Source organism: Streptomyces sp. NPDC048275 (assembly GCF_040652275.1).
GTDB lineage: Bacteria > Actinomycetota > Actinomycetes > Streptomycetales > Streptomycetaceae > Streptomyces.
On record NZ_JBEZLR010000018.1, the window covers coordinates 94,116 to 114,734 of the forward strand.

19 protein-coding genes are annotated in these 20,619 nt (G+C 69.6%); 7 read left to right on the forward strand and 12 right to left on the reverse strand.

Annotated elements, in window-relative coordinates:
• Positions 1 to 41: 41 nt before the first annotated feature.
• Together AB0D57_RS14095 and AB0D57_RS14100 are read right to left on the reverse strand one after the other, a co-directional pair.
• Positions 42 to 1,808 (reverse strand): SDR family oxidoreductase, encoded by a 1,767-nt coding sequence (locus tag AB0D57_RS14095; RefSeq protein ID WP_362071388.1) that lies wholly within the window; start codon positions 1,806 to 1,808, stop codon positions 42 to 44.
• Positions 1,805 to 2,647, reverse strand: coding sequence for a M24 family metallopeptidase (locus AB0D57_RS14100; RefSeq protein ID WP_362071390.1), 843 nt, complete (start codon positions 2,645 to 2,647; stop codon positions 1,805 to 1,807). Before AB0D57_RS14100 ends, AB0D57_RS14095 begins: the two co-directional genes overlap by 4 nt.
• A gap of 225 nt (positions 2,648 to 2,872) precedes the next feature.
• On the opposite strand from AB0D57_RS14100, the gene AB0D57_RS14105 reads away from it, so the two are divergent.
• The 5 genes from AB0D57_RS14105 to AB0D57_RS14125 all read left to right on the forward strand — a co-directional run bounded on the left by AB0D57_RS14105 (position 2,873) and on the right by AB0D57_RS14125 (position 6,747).
• Positions 2,873 to 3,892 carry an ABC transporter ATP-binding protein gene (locus AB0D57_RS14105; RefSeq protein WP_362071392.1) on the forward strand — a complete coding sequence of 340 codons (1,020 nt, stop codon included), beginning with the start codon at positions 2,873 to 2,875 and terminating at the stop codon, positions 3,890 to 3,892.
• Positions 3,882 to 4,799: an ABC transporter permease gene (locus tag AB0D57_RS14110; RefSeq protein WP_362071394.1), complete on the forward strand. Its 918-nt coding sequence runs from the start codon at positions 3,882 to 3,884 to the stop codon at positions 4,797 to 4,799. Before AB0D57_RS14105 ends, AB0D57_RS14110 begins: the two co-directional genes overlap by 11 nt.
• Positions 4,796 to 5,707: an ABC transporter ATP-binding protein gene (locus AB0D57_RS14115; protein ID WP_362071396.1), complete on the forward strand. Its 912-nt coding sequence runs from the start codon at positions 4,796 to 4,798 to the stop codon at positions 5,705 to 5,707. Before AB0D57_RS14110 ends, AB0D57_RS14115 begins: the two co-directional genes overlap by 4 nt.
• Positions 5,708 to 5,717: 10 nt before the next feature.
• The gene (locus AB0D57_RS14120) at positions 5,718 to 6,437 is read left to right on the forward strand and encodes an ABC transporter permease subunit (RefSeq protein WP_362071398.1); all 720 of its coding nucleotides are present in this window, start codon (positions 5,718 to 5,720) and stop codon (positions 6,435 to 6,437) included.
• Between the two features lie 76 nt (positions 6,438 to 6,513).
• Positions 6,514 to 6,747: a hypothetical protein gene (locus tag AB0D57_RS14125; RefSeq protein WP_362071400.1), complete on the forward strand. Its 234-nt coding sequence runs from the start codon at positions 6,514 to 6,516 to the stop codon at positions 6,745 to 6,747.
• Between the two features lie 429 nt (positions 6,748 to 7,176).
• Here AB0D57_RS14125 and AB0D57_RS14130 read toward each other — a convergent pair whose 3' ends face one another.
• From AB0D57_RS14130 to AB0D57_RS14170, 9 genes are all read right to left on the reverse strand, one after another.
• Complete coding sequence (locus AB0D57_RS14130; protein ID WP_362071402.1) at positions 7,177 to 7,992, reverse strand: HAD family hydrolase; 816 nt, start codon at positions 7,990 to 7,992, stop codon at positions 7,177 to 7,179.
• Entirely contained in the window at positions 7,989 to 9,266 is a 1,278-nt protein-coding gene (serS, locus tag AB0D57_RS14135) for a serine--tRNA ligase (RefSeq protein ID WP_362071404.1), read from the reverse strand. The genes AB0D57_RS14130 and serS overlap by 4 nt, the downstream gene beginning before the upstream one ends.
• A gap of 605 nt (positions 9,267 to 9,871) precedes the next feature.
• The gene (gene pheA / locus AB0D57_RS14140; protein ID WP_362071406.1) at positions 9,872 to 10,804 is read right to left on the reverse strand and encodes a prephenate dehydratase; all 933 of its coding nucleotides are present in this window, start codon (positions 10,802 to 10,804) and stop codon (positions 9,872 to 9,874) included.
• A 70-nt stretch (positions 10,805 to 10,874) separates the two neighbouring features.
• A complete protein-coding gene (gene efeB, locus AB0D57_RS14145) occupies positions 10,875 to 12,215 on the reverse strand; it encodes an iron uptake transporter deferrochelatase/peroxidase subunit (protein ID WP_362071408.1) in 1,341 nt (446 codons plus the stop codon).
• Between the two features lie 8 nt (positions 12,216 to 12,223).
• Complete coding sequence (locus AB0D57_RS14150) at positions 12,224 to 14,107, reverse strand: copper resistance protein CopC (protein ID WP_362071410.1); 1,884 nt, start codon at positions 14,105 to 14,107, stop codon at positions 12,224 to 12,226.
• Positions 14,108 to 14,237: 130 nt separating this feature from the next.
• Positions 14,238 to 14,699 carry a copper chaperone PCu(A)C gene (locus AB0D57_RS14155; RefSeq protein WP_362071412.1) on the reverse strand — a complete coding sequence of 154 codons (462 nt, stop codon included), beginning with the start codon at positions 14,697 to 14,699 and terminating at the stop codon, positions 14,238 to 14,240.
• Entirely contained in the window at positions 14,696 to 15,349 is a 654-nt protein-coding gene (locus AB0D57_RS14160) for an SCO family protein (protein ID WP_362071414.1), read from the reverse strand. The genes AB0D57_RS14155 and AB0D57_RS14160 overlap by 4 nt, the downstream gene beginning before the upstream one ends.
• Positions 15,350 to 15,455: 106 nt before the next feature.
• A complete protein-coding gene (locus AB0D57_RS14165) occupies positions 15,456 to 16,205 on the reverse strand; it encodes a YcnI family protein (protein ID WP_362071416.1) in 750 nt (249 codons plus the stop codon).
• A 142-nt stretch (positions 16,206 to 16,347) separates the two neighbouring features.
• Positions 16,348 to 17,163 carry a hypothetical protein gene (locus AB0D57_RS14170; RefSeq protein WP_362071418.1) on the reverse strand — a complete coding sequence of 272 codons (816 nt, stop codon included), beginning with the start codon at positions 17,161 to 17,163 and terminating at the stop codon, positions 16,348 to 16,350.
• A 279-nt stretch (positions 17,164 to 17,442) separates the two neighbouring features.
• Here AB0D57_RS14170 and AB0D57_RS14175 point away from each other — a divergent pair, with 279 nt between their 5' ends.
• The gene (locus AB0D57_RS14175) at positions 17,443 to 17,898 is read left to right on the forward strand and encodes an ATP-binding protein (protein ID WP_362071420.1); all 456 of its coding nucleotides are present in this window, start codon (positions 17,443 to 17,445) and stop codon (positions 17,896 to 17,898) included.
• Between the two features lie 107 nt (positions 17,899 to 18,005).
• Here AB0D57_RS14175 and AB0D57_RS14180 read toward each other — a convergent pair whose 3' ends face one another.
• The gene (locus AB0D57_RS14180) at positions 18,006 to 20,135 is read right to left on the reverse strand and encodes an MMPL family transporter (RefSeq protein ID WP_362071423.1); all 2,130 of its coding nucleotides are present in this window, start codon (positions 20,133 to 20,135) and stop codon (positions 18,006 to 18,008) included.
• A gap of 276 nt (positions 20,136 to 20,411) precedes the next feature.
• Here AB0D57_RS14180 and AB0D57_RS14185 point away from each other — a divergent pair.
• On the forward strand, positions 20,412 to 20,619 hold a 208-nt coding region (locus AB0D57_RS14185), incomplete at its 3' end, for a sensor domain-containing protein (RefSeq protein WP_362071425.1).

A 20,619-nucleotide genomic window follows, 5' to 3' on the forward strand; every position in this document is an offset into this window, starting at 1 on the left:
TGGACACCGGAGTACAGCCGTGCCGAGCTCCTTTCAGTCGCTCACAGCGGAGGCTCCATGCGTGCGATCGCCCGCAACGCCCGTGGCATGAAACGGGACATGAGGTGGGCGCCACGCGCCTCGGGGGTGACGGGCACGACCGCCTCGTTGCGGACGACCGCGCGCAGGATCGCGTCGGCCACCTTCTCCGGCGGGTAGTTGCGCAGCCCGTACAGCCGCGCCGACTTCTTCTGCCGGCGCTTCTCCTCGGTGGCGTCGACACCGGCGAAGTGCGCGGTCGAGGTGATGTTCGTGTTGACGAAGCCGGGGCAGATCGCCGAGACGCCGATGTCCTGGCCTGCCAGCTCCGCGCGCAGACACTCGCTGAGCATCAGCACGGCCGCCTTGGAGGTGCTGTAGGCGGGCAGCGCCTTCGACGGCTGGTACGCCGCCGCCGACGCGGTGTTGACGATATGGCCGCCCTGGCCGCGTTCGGCCATCTGCTTCCCGAAGAGCCGGCAACCGTGGATGACGCCCCACAGGTTGACGTCGAGGACCTTCTTCCAGTCCTCCGGAGTCGTGTCGAAGAAGGAGCCCGACAACCCGATCCCGGCGTTGTTCACCAGCACGTCCACGACGCCGTACTCGGTGGCGACCTTCTCCGCGAGCTTCTCCATGGCCTGCTCGTCCGAGACGTCGACCGTCTCGGCCCAGGCCTCGGGGGAGCCGATCAGCCGGGACATCTCCGCCGTGCGGGTCGCGCCCTCGGCGTCCCGGTCGACGGCCACCACACGCGCACCGGCCTCGGCGAACGCGAAGGCGGTGGCCCGCCCGATGCCGCTGCCCGCGCCGGTGACCAGCACGAGCTGTCCGCCGAACCGGTCCGCGTACTTGCCGGCGGCCAGGGTGGCCGGCACGGATGCGCCGTCCTTATGGGCCTGCGCGAACTCCGTGATCCAGGAGGCCAGTTGATCGGGACGCGTGCGCGGAATCCAGTGCTTGGCCTCAAGCGTGCGACGCACCAGCCCCGGGGCCCACTGCTCCAGCTCGTCGTAGAGCCGCTCGGAGAGGAACGCGTCCCCCAGAGGCGTGACGAGCTGCACGGGCGCGTGCGCGTGCGCGTCCGGGCGCGGCCTGCTCAGCCGTGCCCGGACGTTGTCGCGGTACAGCCAGGCGCCGTGCGCCGCATCCGAGGACAGTGACGGGGTCGGATAGTCGCCCGCACCCAAAGGCACCTTCTCGACCCGCTGGAGGATCTTCGGCCACTGCTTGCCGAGCGGGCCGCGCCAGGCCAGCTCGGGCAGGAGGGGGGTGTGCAGCAGATACACGTACCAGGACTTGGCTCCCTGGCCCAGAAGTTGGCCGATCCTGCGCGGGGTGGGCCGCTTCACCCGCTGCTTGATCCAGTGCCCGAAGTGGTCGAGGGACGGCCCGGACATCGAGGTGAAGGATGCGATCCGGCCCTCCGTGCGCTCCACCGTCACGAACTCCCAGGACTGCACCGAGCCCCAGTCGTGCCCCACCAGGTGCACCGGCCTGTCGGGGCTGACCGCGTTCACGACCGCCAGGAAGTCGTCCGTCAGCTTCTCCAGCGTGAACCCGCCGCGCAGCGGCTGCGGCGCCGTCGATCTGCCGTGTCCCCGGACGTCGTAGAGCACGACATGAAAGCGCTCGGCGAGGCGTGTCGCGACCTCGGACCACACTTCCTTGGAGTCCGGATAGCCGTGCACGAGCACCACCGTGGGCTGTGCGGAGTCGCCCAACTCGGCGACGCACAGCTCGACTCCGCCCGTCCGGATCCAGCGCTCGCGCGCGCCCTCGAGACTCACTTGTCCTCCGCCCAGCGCCGCACGTGCGGCAGCTCGTCGTCCAGCCAGAACGCGCTCTGATCAGGGTCCTTGGAGTCGGTGACGACCAGGATCTCCTCGAACTTCGCACCCGTGCCCCGGAATCCGAGGTGCGGTTCGACCGCCCACAGCCCCGGCCGGGGCGGATGGTCGGAGAACTTGTACGGCGACCACAGCGGCGACCAGCCCTCGCGGTGCCCGTGCAACGCGTCGCTCGCCAGCCCTTTCAGGGCCTGCGTGCCGAACCCGAACAGGCGAGGCGACCAGGGACGCTCCCGCACCCGGTCGACCTTGTGCGCGATCGCGCCGAAGGGGTATGCGCGATGCCGGTTCGCATGGCCCTGGCGGACCATGAGCCGGTCCACGTCCTCGTAGATCTCGCGCAGGGGCCTGCGTTCGCGCACCTCCCGCAGGATCAGCTCGCGGTGTGCCTCCAGGTCGGCGAGCAGCTTGTCCTGCAGGGGATTCGGGCCCAGGGAGTCCGAGTAGCCGATGTCCGCCGTAAAGCCCTTGTGGACGGGGGCCATGTCGAGGATGAACGGCATCCCCGCTTCCAGGCGGCGGTCGGTGGGGAAGAACTGCAGGGGGATGCGGAAGTTCACAAACGCGGTGCGGTCGCCGAACCAGGCGAAGGGCAGGTGGAACCAGTCGCGCACGCCGCGCTCGCTCAGCCACTCGCGCTGCATGCGCGCCGCCTCGCGCTCGGTCACACCCGGCTTCAGCCGCGCCGCGACCGCCTCCGCGCACTCGTAGGCGAGGCGCTGTACGTCTCTGAACCCCCGCAGCTCCGCCGAGAGTTCGCCTGCCACTGCCGTTGTCATGCCACCCGCCCCACCATGTCCACGCTGACCGCGGTACGTGTTCGTAACGTGACACTCGTGAATGTGACAGTTGTTAGAGGCTGCGTCAATAGACCTGCAGGGCGCCTGTGGACAACCGCCGCGATGTGGATGAGCGGGTGCCGGTTGTTCGACCTCAGGGGGACCCCTACGGGCCCGTACGACTGAAGGCGGACGCGGATCCAGCTCCGTGGGGTGACGCCTGCTGTGGCGTGCGCCACTACCGTCGACGACGTGACTGTCATCGCTACCGAAAGCCTGAGCAAGCGGTACCCCAGGGTGACCGCTCTTGACCGGCTCTCCGTGGACGTGGGGCCCGGCGTGACCGGACTCGTCGGAGCCAACGGAGCCGGGAAGTCCACGCTGATCAAGATCCTGCTGGGGCTGTCCCCCGCCACGGAGGGCCGCGCACAGGTCCTCGGCCTCGACGTCGCCACCGACGGCGGCACCATCCGCGAGCGCGTCGGGTACATGCCCGAGCACGACTGCTTGCCGCCCGACGTCTCGGCCACCGAGTTCGTCGTCCACATGGCGCGCATGTCCGGGCTCCCGCCGGCCGCGGCCCGCGAGCGCACCGCGGACACGCTGCGCCATGTCGGCCTGTACGAGGAGCGCTACCGCCCCATCGGCGGCTACTCGACGGGTATGAAGCAGCGCGTCAAGCTCGCGCAGGCCCTCGTCCACGACCCCCAGCTGGTCTTCCTCGACGAGCCGACCAACGGCCTCGACCCGGTCGGCCGCGACGAGATGCTCGGCCTGATCCGCCGCATCCACACCGACTTCGGGATCTCGGTCCTGGTCACCTCCCACCTCCTGGGCGAGCTGGAGCGTACCTGCGACCACGTCGTCGTCATCGACGGCGGCAAGCTGCTGCGTTCCAGCTCCACCACGGACTTCACCCAGACCACCACGACCCTCGCCATCGAGGTCACCGACACCGACGAGCACCCGGACGGCACCCGCGCGGTGCGCGACGCGCTCCACGCGCGCGGGGTCGAGACCCACGACGGCAGCGGGCTGCCGGGCGCCGGGCACATCCTGCTGCTGACGGCGGAGGGCGAGGAGACGTACGACCTGGTCCGCGACATCGTCGCCGACCTCGGCCTCGGCCTGGTCCGGATGGAACAGCGCAGGCACCACATCGCGGAGGTCTTCCACACCGGAAGCGATGAGACCGAAGGCGATGAGCACGAGCAGCGGAAGGAGGCGGTCCGACATGGCAGTTGAGCAGCCCCGGATCCAGGCACCGGCCCAGCGCGGTGAGCAGACCCGCATCCACAACATCGGCTACCGCCACTACGACGGCCCGCGCCTCGGCCGCGCCTACGCCCGCCGCTCGCTGTACTCGCAGTCCCTGCGCGGCGCCTACGGCCTGGGCCGCTCGACCAGGTCCAAGGTGCTGCCGATGCTGCTCCTCGTGGTGATGTGCGTGCCCGCGGTCATCATGGTGGCGGTGACGGTCGCCACCAACGCGAAGGACCTGCCCCTCGACTACACGCGCTACGCGGTCGTCCTGCAGGCCGTCATCGGCCTGTACGTCGCCTCCCAGGGACCCCAGGCCGTCTCGCGCGACCTGCGCTTCAAGACCGTGCCGCTGTACTTCTCCCGCCCCATCGAGACCGTCGACTACGTACGCGCCAAATACGCCGCGCTCGCCTCGGCGCTGTTCGTCCTGACGGCCGCGCCGCTGATCGTGCTCTATGCAGGGGCGCTTTTGGCGAAACTCGACTTCGCCGACCAGACCAAGGGATTCGCGCAGGCAATGGTCTCCGTGGCACTGCTGTCGCTGCTCTTCGCGGGGATCGGCCTGGTCATCTCGGCCGTCACCCCCCGCCGAGGATTCGGTATCGCGGCCGTCATCGCCGTGCTGACGATCTCCTACGGAGCGGTGTCCACCGTCCAGGCCATCGCCTTCGAGCAGTCCAGCACCACGGCGGTCCCCTGGCTCGGGCTCTTCTCGCCCATCACGCTCATCGACGGAGTGCAGACGGCCTTCCTCGGCGCCACCTCCGCCTACCCCGGAGGGGAAGGCCCCTCGACCGGCCAGGGCGTCGTCCACCTCATCGTCGTCCTGGGTCTCATCGCGGGCTGCTACGGCCTCCTGATGCGCCGCTACCGAAAGGTCGGGCTGTGACCACGCTCAACATCGACCACGTCTCGCGCTGGTTCGGCAACGTGGTGGCGGTCAACGACATCACCATGACGATCGGGCCCGGCGTCACCGGCCTGCTCGGCCCGAACGGCGCCGGAAAGTCCACCCTCATCAACATGATGGGCGGCTTCCTCGCCCCCTCCACGGGCACCGTCACCCTCGACGGCCAGTCGGTCTGGCGCAACGAACAGATCTACCGGCACATCGGCATCGTCCCCGAGCGCGAGGGGATGTACGACTTCCTCACCGGCCGCGAATTCGTCGTCGCCAACGCCGAGTTGCACGGCCTCGACGAAAAGGCCGCCCAGCGGGCGCTGAACACGGTCGAGATGGAGTACGCGCAGGACCGCAAGATCTCGACGTACTCCAAGGGCATGCGACAGCGCGTGAAGATGGCCTCCGCGCTCGTCCACGACCCTTCCCTGCTGCTGCTCGACGAGCCCTTCAACGGCATGGACCCGCGCCAGCGCATGCAGCTCATGGACCTGCTGCGGCGCATGGGCGACGAGGGCCGCACGGTGCTGTTCTCGTCCCACATCCTCGAAGAGGTCGAACAACTCGCCGCGCACATCGAGGTGATCGTCGCCGGACGGCACGCGGCGAGCGGTGACTTCCGGCGCATCCGCCGGCTGATGACCGACCGCCCGCACCGCTACCTCGTCCGCTCCAGCGACGACCGGGCGCTGGCCGCCGCGCTGATCGCCGACCCGTCGACGGCCGGCATCGAAGTGGACCTGGACGAGGGCGCGTTGCGCATCCAGGCGGTCGACTTCGGCCGCTTCACCGCTCTGCTGCCGCGCGTCGCGCGCGAGCACGGCATCCGGCTGCTCACGGTCTCGCCCTCCGACGAGTCCCTCGAGTCCGTCTTCTCGTATCTCGTCGCGGCGTAGGAGGCCGAAAATGTACGACCCCACAGTCGCCCGGCTCACCTATCGAGCCCTGCTCGGCCGACGCAGGGCCCTCATCCTCTGCGCGCTGCCCGTCCTGCTCATCGTGATCTCGGCCGCCGTACGCGGCTTCACCGGAGCCGACGACCAGGTGGCCTCCGACCTGCTCGGCGGGTTCGCGCTGGCCACGATGGTGCCGATCATCGGCGTCATCGCCGGTACGGGCGCGATCGGCCCCGAGATCGACGACGGCTCGGTGGTGTATCTGCTCGCCAAGCCCCTGAAGCGGCCGACGATCATCTACACCAAGCTGATCGTCGCCGTCGGCGTCACCATGGCGTTCTCGGCGGTGCCGACCTTCATCGCGGGCATGATCCTGAACGGCAACGGGCAGCAGATCGCCGTCGCCTACACCGTGGCCGCGCTGGTCGCGTCGATCACGTACGCCGCCCTGTTCCTGCTCCTGGGGACGGTGACCCGGCACGCGGTGGTCTTCGGGCTCATCTACGCGCTCGTCTGGGAGACCCTCTTCGGGTCGCTGGTGTCCGGCGCCCGCACGCTCAGCGTCCAGCAGTGGGCGCTTGCGGTGGGCCACAAGGTCGCCGACGGGGACCTCGTCACCTCGGACGTGAGCCTGCCGACCGCGACGGTGCTGCTGGTCGCGGTCACCGTACTCGCCACCTGGTACGCCGGGCAGAAGCTGCGGACGCTGACGCTTGCCGGTGAGGAGTGAGCCCTCTTCTTGACAGGAAATTGACCCCTGTCTGGGCACACTGGCCGAAGGGGATGTACGGCTAGGAGGAACGGGGATGGCAGAACCGCAGGGTGAGGAACAGCGGAAGTCCGAGGACATCTGGGACGACCTCGAACTCGACGAGAACTTCATACGGTCCGCGGGGACGACCGAACCCTCGGCCCGTGCCCGTATGCTCGCCGCCCGCTGGCGGGAAGGGGGACCCGACCCACAGCCCTGGCGCTCCGACGAGCCGCCCGCGGGGTGGTTCTTCAGCAAGGCCCGGCGGCGCAGGTGGCGCCGCCGGTGAACCCCTTCGGGGCGGTCTTCAGACCGACCGGCAATTGGAGGGCGGCGTCTTAATCAGTGGCGCCCAAGTCGGCGTACGGGCACAGTAGTTCTGTCCGCGCCGCCGCATCGAGTCGGCGCCACGTTCTGGGAGAGGAGCGCGACGATGCCCATCAGTAGCAGTCCGTCGAGCTCCCTACAGGGCAGCCCGCAGGTGGTTTCGGAGTAGTCACCTCTCTGTCGAACCGCCTCGCACGGGGGGCTGCCCGGGGCGGCCGCTTCGAGCGCGCGTTCGCCGCGCGGGCCGCCCACCCAAACTCTGCCGCTGTGGTTCGGCGGCGTTCCGATCCGCCGCCACGCGGCGGGATTTCCCCACCCGCCCGCCCTCGTCTCAGGGCGGGCGGGGCCGGCCCGATCACGGCCAATGCTTCAGCTGCGGCCCATGCTTCGGCTACGTCAGCAACCGCTCCAGCACCACGGCGATCCCGTCCTCCTCATTCGACGAAGTCACCTCGTCCGCGACCGCCTTGAGGTCGTTGTGGGCGTTGGACATGGCCACGCCGTGGGCGGCCCAGGCGAACATCGGGATGTCGTTCGGCATGTCGCCGAAGGCGATGGTGTCCGCGGCCTTCGCGCCGAGGCGACGGGCCGCCAGGGACAGCCCCGTCGCCTTCGAGAGGCCGAGGGGGAGGAGTTCCACTATCCCCGCTCCGGCCATCGTGACGCCGACGAGTCCGCCCGCGACCTCGGTGGCCACCGCGGCGAGCTCGTCGTCGGAGAGCGTCGGGTGCTGCACGTACACCTTGTTCAGGGGCGCCGACCAGAGGTCCGCCGCGTCCTTGATCGGCAGGGCCGGGAGCGAGCCTTCCATCATCCGGTAACCGGGCCCGACCAGCACCTCGCCGTCGAGCCCGTCGCGGCTCGCGGCCAGCAGCAGCGGGCCGACCTCCGCCTCGATCTTGGCGAGTGCGACACCGGCCAGCTGCCGGTCCAACGTCACCGAGGTGAGCAGCCGGTGCTCCCCCGCGTCGTACACCTGTGCCCCCTGGCCGCACACCGCGAGGCCCTCGTAGCCGAGGTCGTCGAGGATGTGCCGGGTCCAGGGCACCGCGCGCCCGGTGACGACGATGTGCGCGGCGCCCGCGGCGGTCACCGCGGCGAGCGCCTCACGCGTACGCTCCGAGACCGTCTCGTCGGAGCGCAACAGCGTCCCGTCGAGATCGGTCGCTACGAGCTTGTAGGGGAACGAGCCAGGAGCGCCGGTCACTTGGAGATCGGCTCCAAGACCTCACGGCCGCCCAGGTACGGACGCAGCACCTCCGGCACCCGCACGGAACCGTCGGCCAGCTGGTGGTTCTCCAGGATCGCCACGATCGTGCGCGGTACGGCGCACAGCGTGCCGTTCAGCGTGGCCAGCGGCTGGACCTTCTTGCCGTCGCGCATCCGCACGGACAGGCGGCGGGCCTGGAAGCCGTCGCAGTTCGAGGCCGAGGTCAGCTCGCGGTACTTGCCCTGAGTCGGGATCCACGCCTCGCAGTCGAACTTGCGGGAAGCGGAGGCGCCGAGGTCACCCGACGCCACGTCGATCACCTGGAAGGGCAGCTCGAGGCCGGTCAGCCACTGCTTCTCCCAGTCCAGAAGCCGCTTGTGCTCGTTCTCCGCGTCCTCGGGGGCGACGTACGAGAACATCTCGACCTTGTCGAACTGGTGCACCCGGAAGATGCCGCGGGTGTCCTTGCCGTAGGTGCCGGCCTCGCGGCGGAAGCACGGCGAGAAGCCGGCGTAGCGCATCGGCAGCTTGTCGGCGTCGAGGATCTCGTCCATGTGGTACGCCGCGAGGGGGACCTCGGAGGTGCCGACCAGGTAGTAGTCGTCCTTCTCCAGGTGGTACACGTTCTCCGCGGCCTGGCCGAGGAAGCCGGTGCCCTCCATGGCGCGCGGGCGGACCAGCGCCGGCGTCAGCATCGGGACGAAGCCGGCCTCGGTGGCCTGCGCGATCGCCGCGTTGACGAGGGCGAGCTCCAGGAGGGCGCCCACACCCGTCAGGTAGTAGAAGCGCGAGCCGGACACCTTGGCGCCGCGCTCGACGTCGATGGCGCCGAGCGCCTCGCCGAGCTCCAGGTGGTCCTTGGGCTCGAAGCCCTCGGCGCCGAAGTCACGGATCGTGCCGTGCGTCTCCAGGACGACGAAGTCCTCCTCGCCGCCGACCGGGACGTCCGGGTGGATGAGGTTGCCGAGCTGGAGCAGGAGCCGCTTGGCCTCCTCGTCCGCCTCGTGCTGCTCGGCGTCGGCCGCCTTGACGTCGGCGGCCAGCTGGCCAGCCTTCTTCAGCAGCTCTGCCTTCTCGTCACCGGAGGCCTTGGGGATCAGCTTGCCGAGCGCCTTCTGCTCGGAACGGAGCTCGTCGAAGCGGACGCCGGACGACCTGCGCCGCTCGTCGGCGGAAAGGAGGACGTCGACGAGTGCGACGTCCTCTCCACGGGCGCGCTGCGACGCACGCACACGGTCGGGGTCCTCACGGAGCAGGCGAAGGTCAATCACCCCTCAAGGCTACCGGTGCGTGCTTCCGGCCAACGACTCGATATTCCGGTGTGTGGGGTCTGTTGCGTTATGAGTGAAATGCCGATCCGAATCCCTTCTCCGCTCCCTTACTCGCTCCCTTGATCGTCAGTGAGCGTCAATGGGCGTCAATAAATGGGACGGTGCTCCCTGAAACGGGGCAGACAGTGGTTGATCGGTTGACCGGACTCCCTTGTGGAGAACGGGACTTGGTGAGGGTTGTCCACAGGAATCCATGCCCCCGAAAAGTTATCCACAGGCTGTGCGGAAGATCTGTGGACTTCGGAGGTGATCATTCCGAAAGCCGCATGCGGGACGAAGGATTCCCGGGTCAAACCACCCCTACACCCACGTTCGAGTGGAAATGCTTCCCCCCAAAGGATTGATCAAGGGAAAAGAGTGGACGAGGGGTGATGTGCCGGGCTGTGGACGAAGTTGGGGCCTGTAGGCCGATTTGTCGACGATGTAGTGCTTCGTTGTCGACTTGTCCCCAGGTCGAGAAGCCCACCTGTGGATAACACTGTGGATGACGAAAATCTGCAGGTAAGACTGGCGAGAACGACTCGCGGCGGCGGTGCGCGAACCGCTTAGAACCGGCCGTCCTGGCAGCGCGCCAGCCAGTCCGACGCGGCGGCGAATTCGCCGTCCGACGTACCGGCCCGGGGCGCGCGTACGTCCTTGGGGTCGACCTCCGCGCGGGGGTACGAGCCGAGGAAACGCACCTGAGGGCAGACCCGCTTGAGCCCCATGAGCGCCTCGCCCACACGGCTGTCCGAGATGTGGCCCTCGGCGTCAATGGCGAAGCAGTAGTTGCCGATGCCCTCGCCGGTCGGCCGGGACTGCAACAGCATCAGGTTGACGCCGCGCACCGCGAACTCCTGGAGCAGCTCCAGAAGGGCGCCCGGGTGGTCGTCGCGCTGCCAGATGACCACGGACGTCTTGTCCGCACCGGTCGGCGCGGCGGGCCGGGCGGGCCTGCCCACCAGTACGAAGCGTGTCTGCGCGTTCTCCGCGTCGTGGATACCGGTCTCCAGCGGTTCCAGACCGTAGGTGGCAGCGGCGAACTCGCCCGCGAAGGCGGCGTCGTACCGGCCCTCCTGCACGAGTCGGGCACCGTCCGCGTTCGAGGCCGAGGACTCCCAGAGCACGTCCGGGAGGTTCGCCTTCATCCAGTTGCGCACCTGCGGCTGCGCGGCGGGGTGCGCGGTCACGGTCTTGATCTCCGACAGTTTCGTGCCGGGCCTGACCAGCAGCGCGAAGGTGATCGACAGCAGCACCTCGCGGTAGATCATCAGCGGCTTGCCCGCGACCAGCTCGTCGAGGGTCGTGGTGATGCCGCCCTCCACCGAGTTCTCGATCGGCACGAACGCGGCCTCGGCCTCGCCGTTGCGGACGGCGTCCAGCGCGGCGGGAACCGACACCATCGGGACGAGCTGCCGGGTGGCAGTCTCCGGAAGCGTGCGCAGGGCGACTTCGGTGAAGGTGCCTTCGGGACCGAGATACGCATAGCTGGCTGGCATGACCTCACCCTAATGGGCCGTGTCCCACCCGGCTGACGCCTGGGGAAACCGCGGCCCCGAAGGGGGACCCTCACCCCTCCAGCAGCCGCTGCCCCACGTACTCCCCCTCCGCCGCCCCGCCCGGCACCGCGAACAGCCCGCTCGCCTCGTGGCGGATGAACGTGGACAGCGCGTCGCCCCGGTCGAGCTTGCGCTGGACGGGGACGAAGGCGCGCAGCGGATCCGCCTGCCAGCAGACGAAGAGCAGGCCCGCGTCGGGCACGCCGTCCGGGTCGAAGCCGTCGTGGAAGGAGAACGGACGGCGCAGCATCGCGGCGCCGCCGTTCTGGTCGGGCCGGCTGATGCGGGCGTGCGCGTTGATGGGGACGACGAGCTTCCCGTCGGCGTCGGTCTTGTCGAGGTTCATCGCGGTGGTCTCGGTGCCGCCGGTCAGGGGCGCCCCGTTGGACTTCTTCCGCCCGATGACGTCCTCCTGGGCGGTGACCGAGAGCTTCTCCCAGTCGTCGAGGAGCATCCGGATCCGTCGTACGACGGCGTACGAGCCGTTCGCCATCCACTCCGGGTCGCCGGAGGCGGGCACGAAGATGCGCTGGTCGAAGTCGGACTCGGACGGTTTCGGATTGCGGGTGCCGTCGATCTGGCCCATCAGATTGCGGGCCGTCATCGGCTGGGAGGTGGCGCCGGGCGAGCGGTTGAAGCCGTTCATCTGCCAGCGCACCCGGGCCGCGCTGCCCGCGTCCTTCTGGATCGTGCGCAGGGCGTGGAAGGCGACCAGCGCGTCGTCCGCGCCGATCTGCACCCACAGGTCGCCGTTGCTGCGCGCCTTGTCGAGGTGGTCGGAGGAGAAGTCGGGCAGCGGGTCGAGGGCGACCGGGCGCTGCTTCTCCAGGCCCGTACGCGCGAAGAAGCTGTGGCCGAAGCCGAAGGTGACCGTCAGGGACGACGGGCCGGCGTCGCGGGCGACGTCCGTGTCGTCGTGCGCGGCGGCCTCGCCCGCCATCAGCCTCTGGGCCGTCGTCGACCAGCGGCGCAGCAGTGCGGCTGCCTCCTTGCGGCCCGCGCCCGCCGCCAGGTCGAACGCGACGAGATGGCCGCGTGCCTGGAGGGCCGTGGTGATGCCCGGCTGATGTTTCCCGTGAAACATCACCGTGTCCGCGCCGAGCGAGGTCAAGGGCGTGGCGTTGTCGGCGGAGGGTGCCGCCGCATACCCGGCGGCGCCTCCGGCCGCGCCCAGGGCGAGACCGGTGGCACCGGCGGTGCCGAGCAGTCGGCGCCGCGTAAAGACGCCATCGACCCCCCGAGGAGAGGTCACCTGGGGAGAGTCCGCCTGAGTGGTCTCCCGGGAAGTGTCCTGAGCCGAGCCCTGAGCGGACTTCTGAGCGGACGCCCCCGGAGTGGACTGGTCAGCCATGGTGAGGTTCAGCCGATCTTCGCGTTCTTGTTCACGGTCGCTTGGTCGATGTCGGAGGTGCGCACGGTCACCGCGATCTTCCAGTCGCCCGCCATGGGGAGCTGGACCCCGCTCGCCGACCAGTGCCCGGTGGCGATGTGGTCAGGGGTCACGGGCAGTGGGCCGATGTCCTTGGCGGCGAGGGTGAAGGCGACCTTCACCTCGGGGACGTCGAAGGCCTTGCCGTTCGGCCGCACCACGAAGACGTGCATCTCGTTGCTGCCGATCCGGGCCGGGTCGAGGGTGACCTCCACGGTGCCCTTGCCGTCCTCGCCGCCGGTGTCGAACGGGATCTTCAGCGACAGCGGTCCGGACCGCTGCGACGTGGACGCGGTGGCCTGCTGGGCGGCTTCCTCCGTGCGCCCCGGCTCGGTGGACGTCAGCAAGGTCGTGACGGCCAGCAGTACGACCGCGACACCCGCCTCCGCGAGCACCGAGCGGCGCAGGCCGGTACGGATCGGGTCGGCAGCGCGGATGCGCTTGTCGCGTGCCGTGGCCACGGCGGCCCGCTGCCGGGCGAGTTGGGAGGCGCGCCGGGAGTCTCCGGTGCCCGCGGCCACCGCGGCGGGTTCCTTCGCCGTCTTGGCCGGTGCTGCTCTGCCTGCCACGGCCTTCGCGGGCGGTGCCTCGGACAGCTGCGCCGTCCAGCGCCGCGAGATCCACGCGATGCCGACGAGCACCGCCACCAGGCCGACCTTGACGAGCAGCAGCTGCCCGTACGCCGTGCCCGTGAGTGCCGACCAGGAGCCGACCTGGCGCCACGACTGGTAGATCCCGGTCGCGGCCAGCACGGTCACGCTGCCGAACGCGACCTGAGAGAAGCGCCGTACGGTCGCCGCCTCGATCTGTGCCTCGGCCGGCGCCCGGAACAGCGCCACGAGGAGCGTCGACAGACCGCCCAGCCAGACGGCGACCGCCAGCAGGTGCAGGACATCGACGGGCATCGCGAGGTCCGCCTGGACGCCGGTCGAGGCGTGCTCGGCCATCGCCCAGCTCGCGGCCAGGCCCGCCGCGATGACGGCGCCGCCGATCGCGAGCCCGAAGGTGAGGTCCTTCTTCTCGTCGGCTGCCTCGTCGGACGCGTCGGGCCCGTCTGCCTCGTCACGCCGCGCGTACGCCCCGAAGAGCACCGCGATGAACAGCGCGCCCGCGGCGAGCAGCAGCAGCCTCGAGATCAGCGCCGCACCTGATTTGGTCTGCAGTACCTGCCCCAGAAGCGTCAGGTCGAAGATGTCGCCGACCTTGCCGGAGCCGACGTACGAGCCGCGCAGGAGCAGCAGCGCGAGGGTGGCTCCGGTCAGCGCGAGCCACCCGGAGACCACGAGCCGCTGCACCGGCCGGACTCCGGCCCCCCGCTGCCAGCAGGCCAGTACGAAGGCCGCGCCGCCGACGAGGAGAATGAATCCGGCGTACGAGACATAGCGCCCGACTCCGTAGAGTGCGCCGACGACTCCGCCGCCGGCCGTCTCGTCGGACAGCGCGACGGAGGTCTGCGAGGGTGCCCCGATGGAGAAGGTGAAGGCGCCCGAGACGGGGTGGCTGTCCACCGAGACCACCTGGTAGGTGACGGTGAAGGTGCCGTCGGGCAGCCCCGAGTGCAGCTTCACGCCGTACGTGGTGCCGCTCAGGTTGGTCGCCTTGCCGGTGTCGACGCGCTTGCCCTTGGGGTCGAGTACGCGGAGCGAGCCGTCGGACAGCGCGACCTGCTCGGAGAAGGTGAGCGAGACCTGGGTGGGTGCCTGTTCGACCACCGCTCCCTGCTGCGGGTCGCTTCCGGTCAGCGCGGCGTGCGCGGAGGCCGGCGCCGCACCGGCGAGGACCGAGCCCACGACGGCGAGCAACAGCAACAGCAACGTCCGTACCCGAAGAGCGGCACGAGAAGTGCCACGGGCGCAGGCGCTGGAAGCGCCACGGGGACAGGCGTCAGAAGTGCTGCGGCCAGCGGCTGTGGGAGAGATGGTCTGCGTCACAGTGATCGCTCCCTCAGTGTCCGGTCTTCGGGTTGTACGTCGCGGACTTCACCGGCATGGAGATCTTCACCGTGCCGGTCTTGGCGAAGTGCAGCTCGAGCGACACCTTCTCGCCCTCCTGGGGCTTGTGGGTGAGCTTTTCGAACATGAGGTGGTTGCCGCCGCTCGCGAAGGCGAGCGTGCCGTCCGCAGGTATGGCGAAAGACTTCTCCTCGTTCATCGCGCCGCCCTGGGTGGAGTGCAGCGTGACGTCGTCGGAGAGGTCGCTGGTGACCGAGGTCAGGGTGTCGGCACCACCGGAGTTGGTGACGGTGAAGAAGCCGGCCGCCATGGTGTCCATGATGGGGGCGGGCATGTAGGCGCCGGTGACCTTCAGTTCGGGTTTGGCCGAGGTGTTCGCGGAACTGTCCGCGCCGCACCCCGCGAGCGTCAGGGCCGCGGCGATCACTACGGCGGTTCCCACCGGACGCCTCACGGGTTCTGCCCCTTGATGAGCTTGGGCAGGTCCTTGGTGTAGTCGTCGACGTCAGCGTCCTCGCCGTACAGCACATAGCCGCCGTCGGTCTTCGGCGAGAACGCGATGACCTGCGTGCCGTGCACGGAGACGAGCTTGCCGTCCTTGTCCTTCGACGTCGGATCGATGGAGATGCCCAGAGTGCGGGCGCCGGCCTGGATCGTGGCGAAGTCGCCGGTCAGGCCGACGAAGTCGGAGTCCAGGCCCTTGAGCCACTTGCCCAGCGCGGAGGGGGTGTCGCGGTCCGGGTCGGTGGTGACGAAAACGACGCGGAGCTTGTCCTGCTGGGCCTTGGGCAGCTGCTTCTTGGCGACGGCGACGTTGTTCATCGTCAGCGGGCAGACGTCGGGGCAGTGGGTGTAGCCGAAGTAGATCAGCGTCGGCGCGCCCTTGGTCTGCGCCCGGAGGTCGTACTTCTTGCCCTGCGTGTCGGTGAGTACGAGGTCCGGCTTCTCGAACGGCTGGTCGAGTACCGTCGCGACCTTGCCCGAGCCGGACTCGGCGGACACGTCGGCGATGGGCTTGTTGCCGTCGTCGCCACTGCCGCAGGCGGAAAGGGTCAGTGCGGCGGCGGCGAACAGGGCGGCCGCGGCATACGTCTTCTTGCGCATAGAAAAATGTCCCAGATGTGAGGAATCCGGCGTGCACCGGGGTCGTACGACGTCGTTGACGAGGCCGTACGACCCGCCGGTGCACAACGGAAGGGTTGCGTGGGCCTCAGGCGGTGGTACGCCGACGCCCGGCCAGAACGCCGTAGGCCACGCCCGCCGCGCCGACGACGATGCCCACGACGCCGAGGACGCGGGCGGTGGTGTCGCTGGAGTCGGAGGAGGACTCGGCGGCCGCGGGGACGGCGGCGGTCGTGGCTTCGTCGGAGGCTTTCTCGGCGGTGGCCTCGTCCGTGGCGGACGCCCCGTGGTGGCCGTCCTCGGACGCGGCGGAGAGCGCGAGCACCGGAGCCGGGTTCTCGGGCTCCTCCGCGCCTTCCTCCTGCACCTCGATCCAGCGCACGACCTCCTTGTTGTCGTACGTCTGGATCGCCTTGAAGACCAGTTCGTCCGCGTCCTCGGGCAACTGGCCGATGGAGAGCGGGAACTTCTGGAAGAAGCCCGGCTCGATGCCCTTGCCCGTGGCGGTCCAGGTGACCTTGGAGACGGCCTCGGAGATCTTCTCGCCGTGCAGGGTGACCGGGGTGTCCAACTTGCTCTTGGTGACCTTCACGGACCAGCCGTCCAGCGGCTGCGGCATGACGGACGAGAGCGGGTGGTCCGTCGGGAGGGTGACCTCGATCTTGGTGGTCGAGGCGTCGTCACGCTCGTTCGGGACCTTGAAGTCGACGACGGCGTAGCCGCCCTTGGCGGCCTCGCCCTCCGGCTGGACGCTGACGTGCGCGAAGGCAGGGGCGGACACGGCGAGGACGGCCGAGGCGGCGACAGCGCCGGCGGCGGCGATACGGGAAGCCTTCATGGAAGGGAACACTCCACTGTGAGTCCGATGACGGAACTCCGATGACGGAATTCCGATGAGGTGAGGAGCGCGCGTACGACAACGGCACGCGCGCGTGCCGCACGACGGCATCCCCTTGGTCTTCGTGGAGTGGCGCGTCGTGTCAGGCGGCGAGGGCGAGAGCGGTGGAGTGTGGCGGCCCGCGCCGGATCACGATGTGCTGAAGCGTGGTGGTACGGGGCTTCGGCGGTGTGAGCAGCGCGGTGCGCGGGGCGCGCGGTGTCACACCGGGCGTCTCCGGCAGTCCGGCCCGCAGGGCGCGTACGAGTGCGAGCGCCCCGCACAGGGATCGTACGAGCGCCCCTTCCGTGACCCCGTGCGCGGACAGCCGCATGAGCCGCAGCAGTGTCAGGTCCCCGTGGCGCAGCACCCATCCGGCGGCGAGGGCCGCGAGGATGTGGCCGAGCAGCATCGGCAGGGACGGCAGCACCGTCATCGAGGAGCCCGCGGTGGTCGACATCGCGTCCGCGGGGTGGTGCATGGAGAACGTCGTACCTGTGTCGAGCCGCGCGTCGGCGAGGATCTTCTGGGCCTGCACGGGGCTGATCGCTGCCGCGGTCGTACCGCACACCAGCCGCGCGGCGCGTTCCACGAGCGAGGTGTCGGCCATCGACATGGACGGGGAGACGCTGGAGCCGACAGTCGTCGTACCGAGCCCGAACAGTGTGTGCAGCGCGGTCTGGCCGACGGCGAGCAGCGCGGCGATGCCCGGAAGTGAACGTTCGCGCCCCGCCAGCACGGCGGCGACGGCGAAGACCGCGAGGAATCCTGCGCCCAGTGTCCACAGGGGGACCGTGGTGCAGGAGGCGATCCCATGACCTGCCGCGGCCAGCGCGACGCAGACCGCGGCGAACACCGCGGCCCGCAGGGTCCGGACCTCGTATCCGGAGCGCGCCGTTCGTTGGTGGGGGGCAGTCATGGCGGGCTCATCATCGCACTGGCCTTATCCGCTCCCCACGGCAGGTCCACAAGGTGACGTTCCGCTGGGTACGATACGGAAGATCATCATCTGGGGTGAATTCGCCCGCGCCGCCTGGGGGGATCGGCGGCGCCATCTGGGGGATCCGCCCGCCCATACACCGATCCCTGTCGCCCGCGCGTCCACCGTATGGGCGGCATCACGTCAAGTGGGCGATTGCGCACGGGTGCTTGCGGCAATACGTAACGGTATGTCGAGCCGCGGCCAGGAGGCTGGAGCATGAGCATCTGGTGGTCACTCCATTTGCGGCGCGAGGCTGCGAGCGTTCCGCTCGCCAGACGTCTGCTGCTCGGCACGATGGAGACGGCGGGCGTCGACCCGGATGTCTCGTACGACCTGTCCGTCGCCCTCAGCGAGGCCTGCGCCAACGCCGTCGAGCACGGCGGCGACACCGCCCACGGTGCCTCTTCCGAGGCTTACCGGGTCACTGCCTACCTCGACGGCGAGAAGTGCCGCATCGAAGTCTCCGACTCCGGACCCGGCTTCCCCTCAGGACGTGCCCGCGCCCCGTTCCGCCCCGCCCACGGCGACGCCGAGCACGGTCGGGGCCTGTGTCTCATCCAGGAACTCGCCGACCACGTCCAGATCGTCAATGAGCCGGGGCGGGGCGGCGCGGTGGTCAGCTTCGACAAGATCCTCAAGTGGAGGAAGGACGCCCCTTTGATGGTGGTGTAGCGAGTCCTCCACCGTGATCGGCCGGACAGGTCCTGGCCGTGCTGGACAGGTGGCGGGCCGAGGGCCGCCCGTGTCGTCACGGGCGGCCCTCGGCGTGGGTGTGGGTGTCAGGCGCGGGCCGGTTGGCGTTCGGCCGGGCTGGTCCGCGCCGGGGTGACGGCGGACTGTCGGACAAGACCTTGGCCCTCGACGTCGACCTTGGGCAGGACCTTGTCCAGCAGGCGAGGCATCCACCAGGCGGCCTTGCCGAGCAGGGCGAGGACGGCGGGTACGAAGGCCATGCGGACGACGAACGCGTCGAACAGAACGGCGATGGCGAGTCCGAAGCCGATCATCTTGATCATGGATTCGCCGGCGCCGATGAACCCGGAGAACACGGCCATCATGATCAGTGCGGCGGCGACCACGACGCGGGCGCTGTAGCGGAAGCCGCTCTGGATGGCCTGGCTGGGGCTGTCGCCATGGACGTAGGCCTCCCGCATCCGGGCGACCAGGAACACCTCGTAATCCATGGCGAGGCCGAACACGATGCCCACCAGGAAGATCGGCATCAGGCTCATGATCGGGCCGGTCGACTCGACGCCGAGGAGCGAGGCACCCCAGCCCCACTGGAAGACCGCGACGACGGAGCCGAGCGCGGCGAGCACCGAGAGCAGGAAGCCGACAGCCGCCTTGATCGGGACGAGGACGGACCGGAAGACGATCATCAGGAGCAGGATGGCCAGGCCCACCACCACGATCAGGTAGGGGATGAGCGCCTTCTGGGTTTTCTCGGCCATGTCGATGTTGAGCGCGGTGGTGCCGGTGACCTCGAAGCTCGCCCCATTGGTCGCGGACTCGGTGGCGGGACGCTGGTCCCGGATGGTTTTGACGAGGTCCTGGGTCTGCGTGCTGGTGGGGGCGGTGGCCGGGACGGCGGAGAAGACCGCGGTGTCACCGGCGGGGTTGAACCGGGCGGCCGAGACGGAGACGACGCCCTCGGTGGCGCCGATCTTCTCCTCGATCACCTTCACCGCGGCCTCGGGGTCCTCGGCGCCCTTGGCGTCCACGACGATGGACAGGGGTCCGTTGAAGCCGGGGCCGAAGCCCTTGGCGAGGTCGTCGTAGGCGCGGCGCTCGGTGGTGGAGGTGGGCTTGGCCTCGGCTCCGGGCATGCCCAGTTGGAGGTCCGTGACGGGGACGGCGAGGGCACCCAGACCCGCGACCGAGGCGAGGAGTACGGGCACGGGGCGGCGCAGGACGAAGCGGGCCCAGCGGCTGCCGCCGTTGTTCTCGCCGCCTTCCTTGATCCTGCCGCGCTTGCGGGCGGAGCGGGACAGGACGGCGTTGGGCCAGAACCCGAGCAGGGCGGGGACCAGGGTGAGGGCGATGAGAACGCCGACGACGACCGCTCCGGCGGCGGCCAGGCCCATCTTGGTGAGCATCGGGATGCCGACGACCGAGAGTCCGGCGAGTGCGATGACGACGGTGAGGCCGGCGAAGACCACGGCGGAGCCGGCGGTGCCGGTGGCGAGGGCGGTGGCTTCCTGCGGGGTGTGGCCCTTGGCGCGCTCCTCGCGGTAGCGCGAGACGATGAAGACGGCGTAGTCGATGCCGCAGGCCAGGCCGAGCATGGTGGCGAGTGTGCCGGTCGTCGAGGACAGGTCGAACGCGCTGGCCAGAGCCATGATCGAAGCCATCGAGACACCGACACCCAGGACCGCGGTGAGCAGCGGGAGCCCGGCGGCGGCCAGGGAACCGAAGGTCATCAGCAGCACGACCGCGGCGATCGCGATGCCGATCGCCTCGGCCGATCCGCCCGCGGAGGGCTGGGTCGCCAGCGCGTCGCCGCCGACCTCGACGGTCAGGCCCGCGTCCTTGGCCTGGGCTATCGCGTCTTCCAGGTGGTTCTTGGTGGCGTCGGTGAGGTCGTCGGCCTTCACCTTGTAGGTGACGGTCGCGTAGGCGGTCGTCGCGTCCTTGCTCACGGCGTCGGCCTGGAAGGGGCTCACCGCGCCGACGACCTGGGATCCCTCGGACGCCTCGTCGACGAGTTCGTCGACGACCGCCTTGTTTTCGGCGGCGGTGATCTTCTGCCCGTCGGGGGCGACGAAGACGATCCACGGGGGTACTTCAAGCGTTCGGGCCGGGGGTACTTCAAGCGATGGGGCCGGGGGCTCCCGTGGCCTGGCGGCGGAGGCCGCGGCGGCGGAGAAGCCGGCCAGGAACAGCGACCGGAGCGCTGACCGGAGCACCATCGAGGAGGGCAGGCGACTTCATGACTTTTCCTTTTGCGGGGGCGTGAGCTTCCGCATTCAACGATCCCGTCGCAGGCTCGCCGTCACGAGAGAGTGCTCTCCCGAACCCGTGGTGTAGCGGGCTCCACCATCGGCACGGTGGTCTGCTCTCCCGCGTCGGGGCTCAGGGCTTCCTAGCCTGATGGCTATGAGAAAGAGGGTGCGGCAGGCGGCGCTGGCCACGGTCCAGCTGGCGCTCGCGGCTGCCTGGCGTTCGGCTCGATCATCTTCATCACGGTGCTGCTGTTCACGGCCGTCGCCACCCTCGCGGTGGTCGGTGCCGGGCTGCTTCCCGAGACGGTGCTGCTCGTGCGCCGCTTCGCCGGGTCCAAGCGGCGCCAGGTCGCCCAGTGGACGGGGCGGGAGATCCCCGAGGTGTATCAGCCCATCGAGGGCCCGCTGCGGGAGCGGCTGCGCACGGTCGTCCGTGACCCCGGCACGTTGA

Coding starts and splice junctions, on each gene's coding strand:
- AB0D57_RS14100 (WP_362071390.1), bottom strand. CDS start 2,647: ATGACAACGGCAGTGGCAGGCGAACTCTCGGCGGAGCTGCGGGGGTTC.
- AB0D57_RS14110 (WP_362071394.1), top strand. CDS start 3,882: ATGGCAGTTGAGCAGCCCCGGATCCAGGCACCGGCCCAGCGCGGTGAG.
- AB0D57_RS14120 (WP_362071398.1), top strand. CDS start 5,718: ATGTACGACCCCACAGTCGCCCGGCTCACCTATCGAGCCCTGCTCGGC.
- AB0D57_RS14125 (WP_362071400.1), top strand. CDS start 6,514: ATGGCAGAACCGCAGGGTGAGGAACAGCGGAAGTCCGAGGACATCTGG.
- pheA (WP_362071406.1), bottom strand. CDS start 10,804: ATGCCAGCCAGCTATGCGTATCTCGGTCCCGAAGGCACCTTCACCGAA.
- efeB (WP_362071408.1), bottom strand. CDS start 12,215: ATGGCTGACCAGTCCACTCCGGGGGCGTCCGCTCAGAAGTCCGCTCAG.
- AB0D57_RS14160 (WP_362071414.1), bottom strand. CDS start 15,349: ATGCGCAAGAAGACGTATGCCGCGGCCGCCCTGTTCGCCGCCGCCGCA.
- AB0D57_RS14165 (WP_362071416.1), bottom strand. CDS start 16,205: ATGAAGGCTTCCCGTATCGCCGCCGCCGGCGCTGTCGCCGCCTCGGCC.
- AB0D57_RS14170 (WP_362071418.1), bottom strand. CDS start 17,163: ATGACTGCCCCCCACCAACGAACGGCGCGCTCCGGATACGAGGTCCGG.
- AB0D57_RS14175 (WP_362071420.1), top strand. CDS start 17,443: ATGAGCATCTGGTGGTCACTCCATTTGCGGCGCGAGGCTGCGAGCGTT.
- AB0D57_RS14180 (WP_362071423.1), bottom strand. CDS start 20,135: ATGGTGCTCCGGTCAGCGCTCCGGTCGCTGTTCCTGGCCGGCTTCTCC.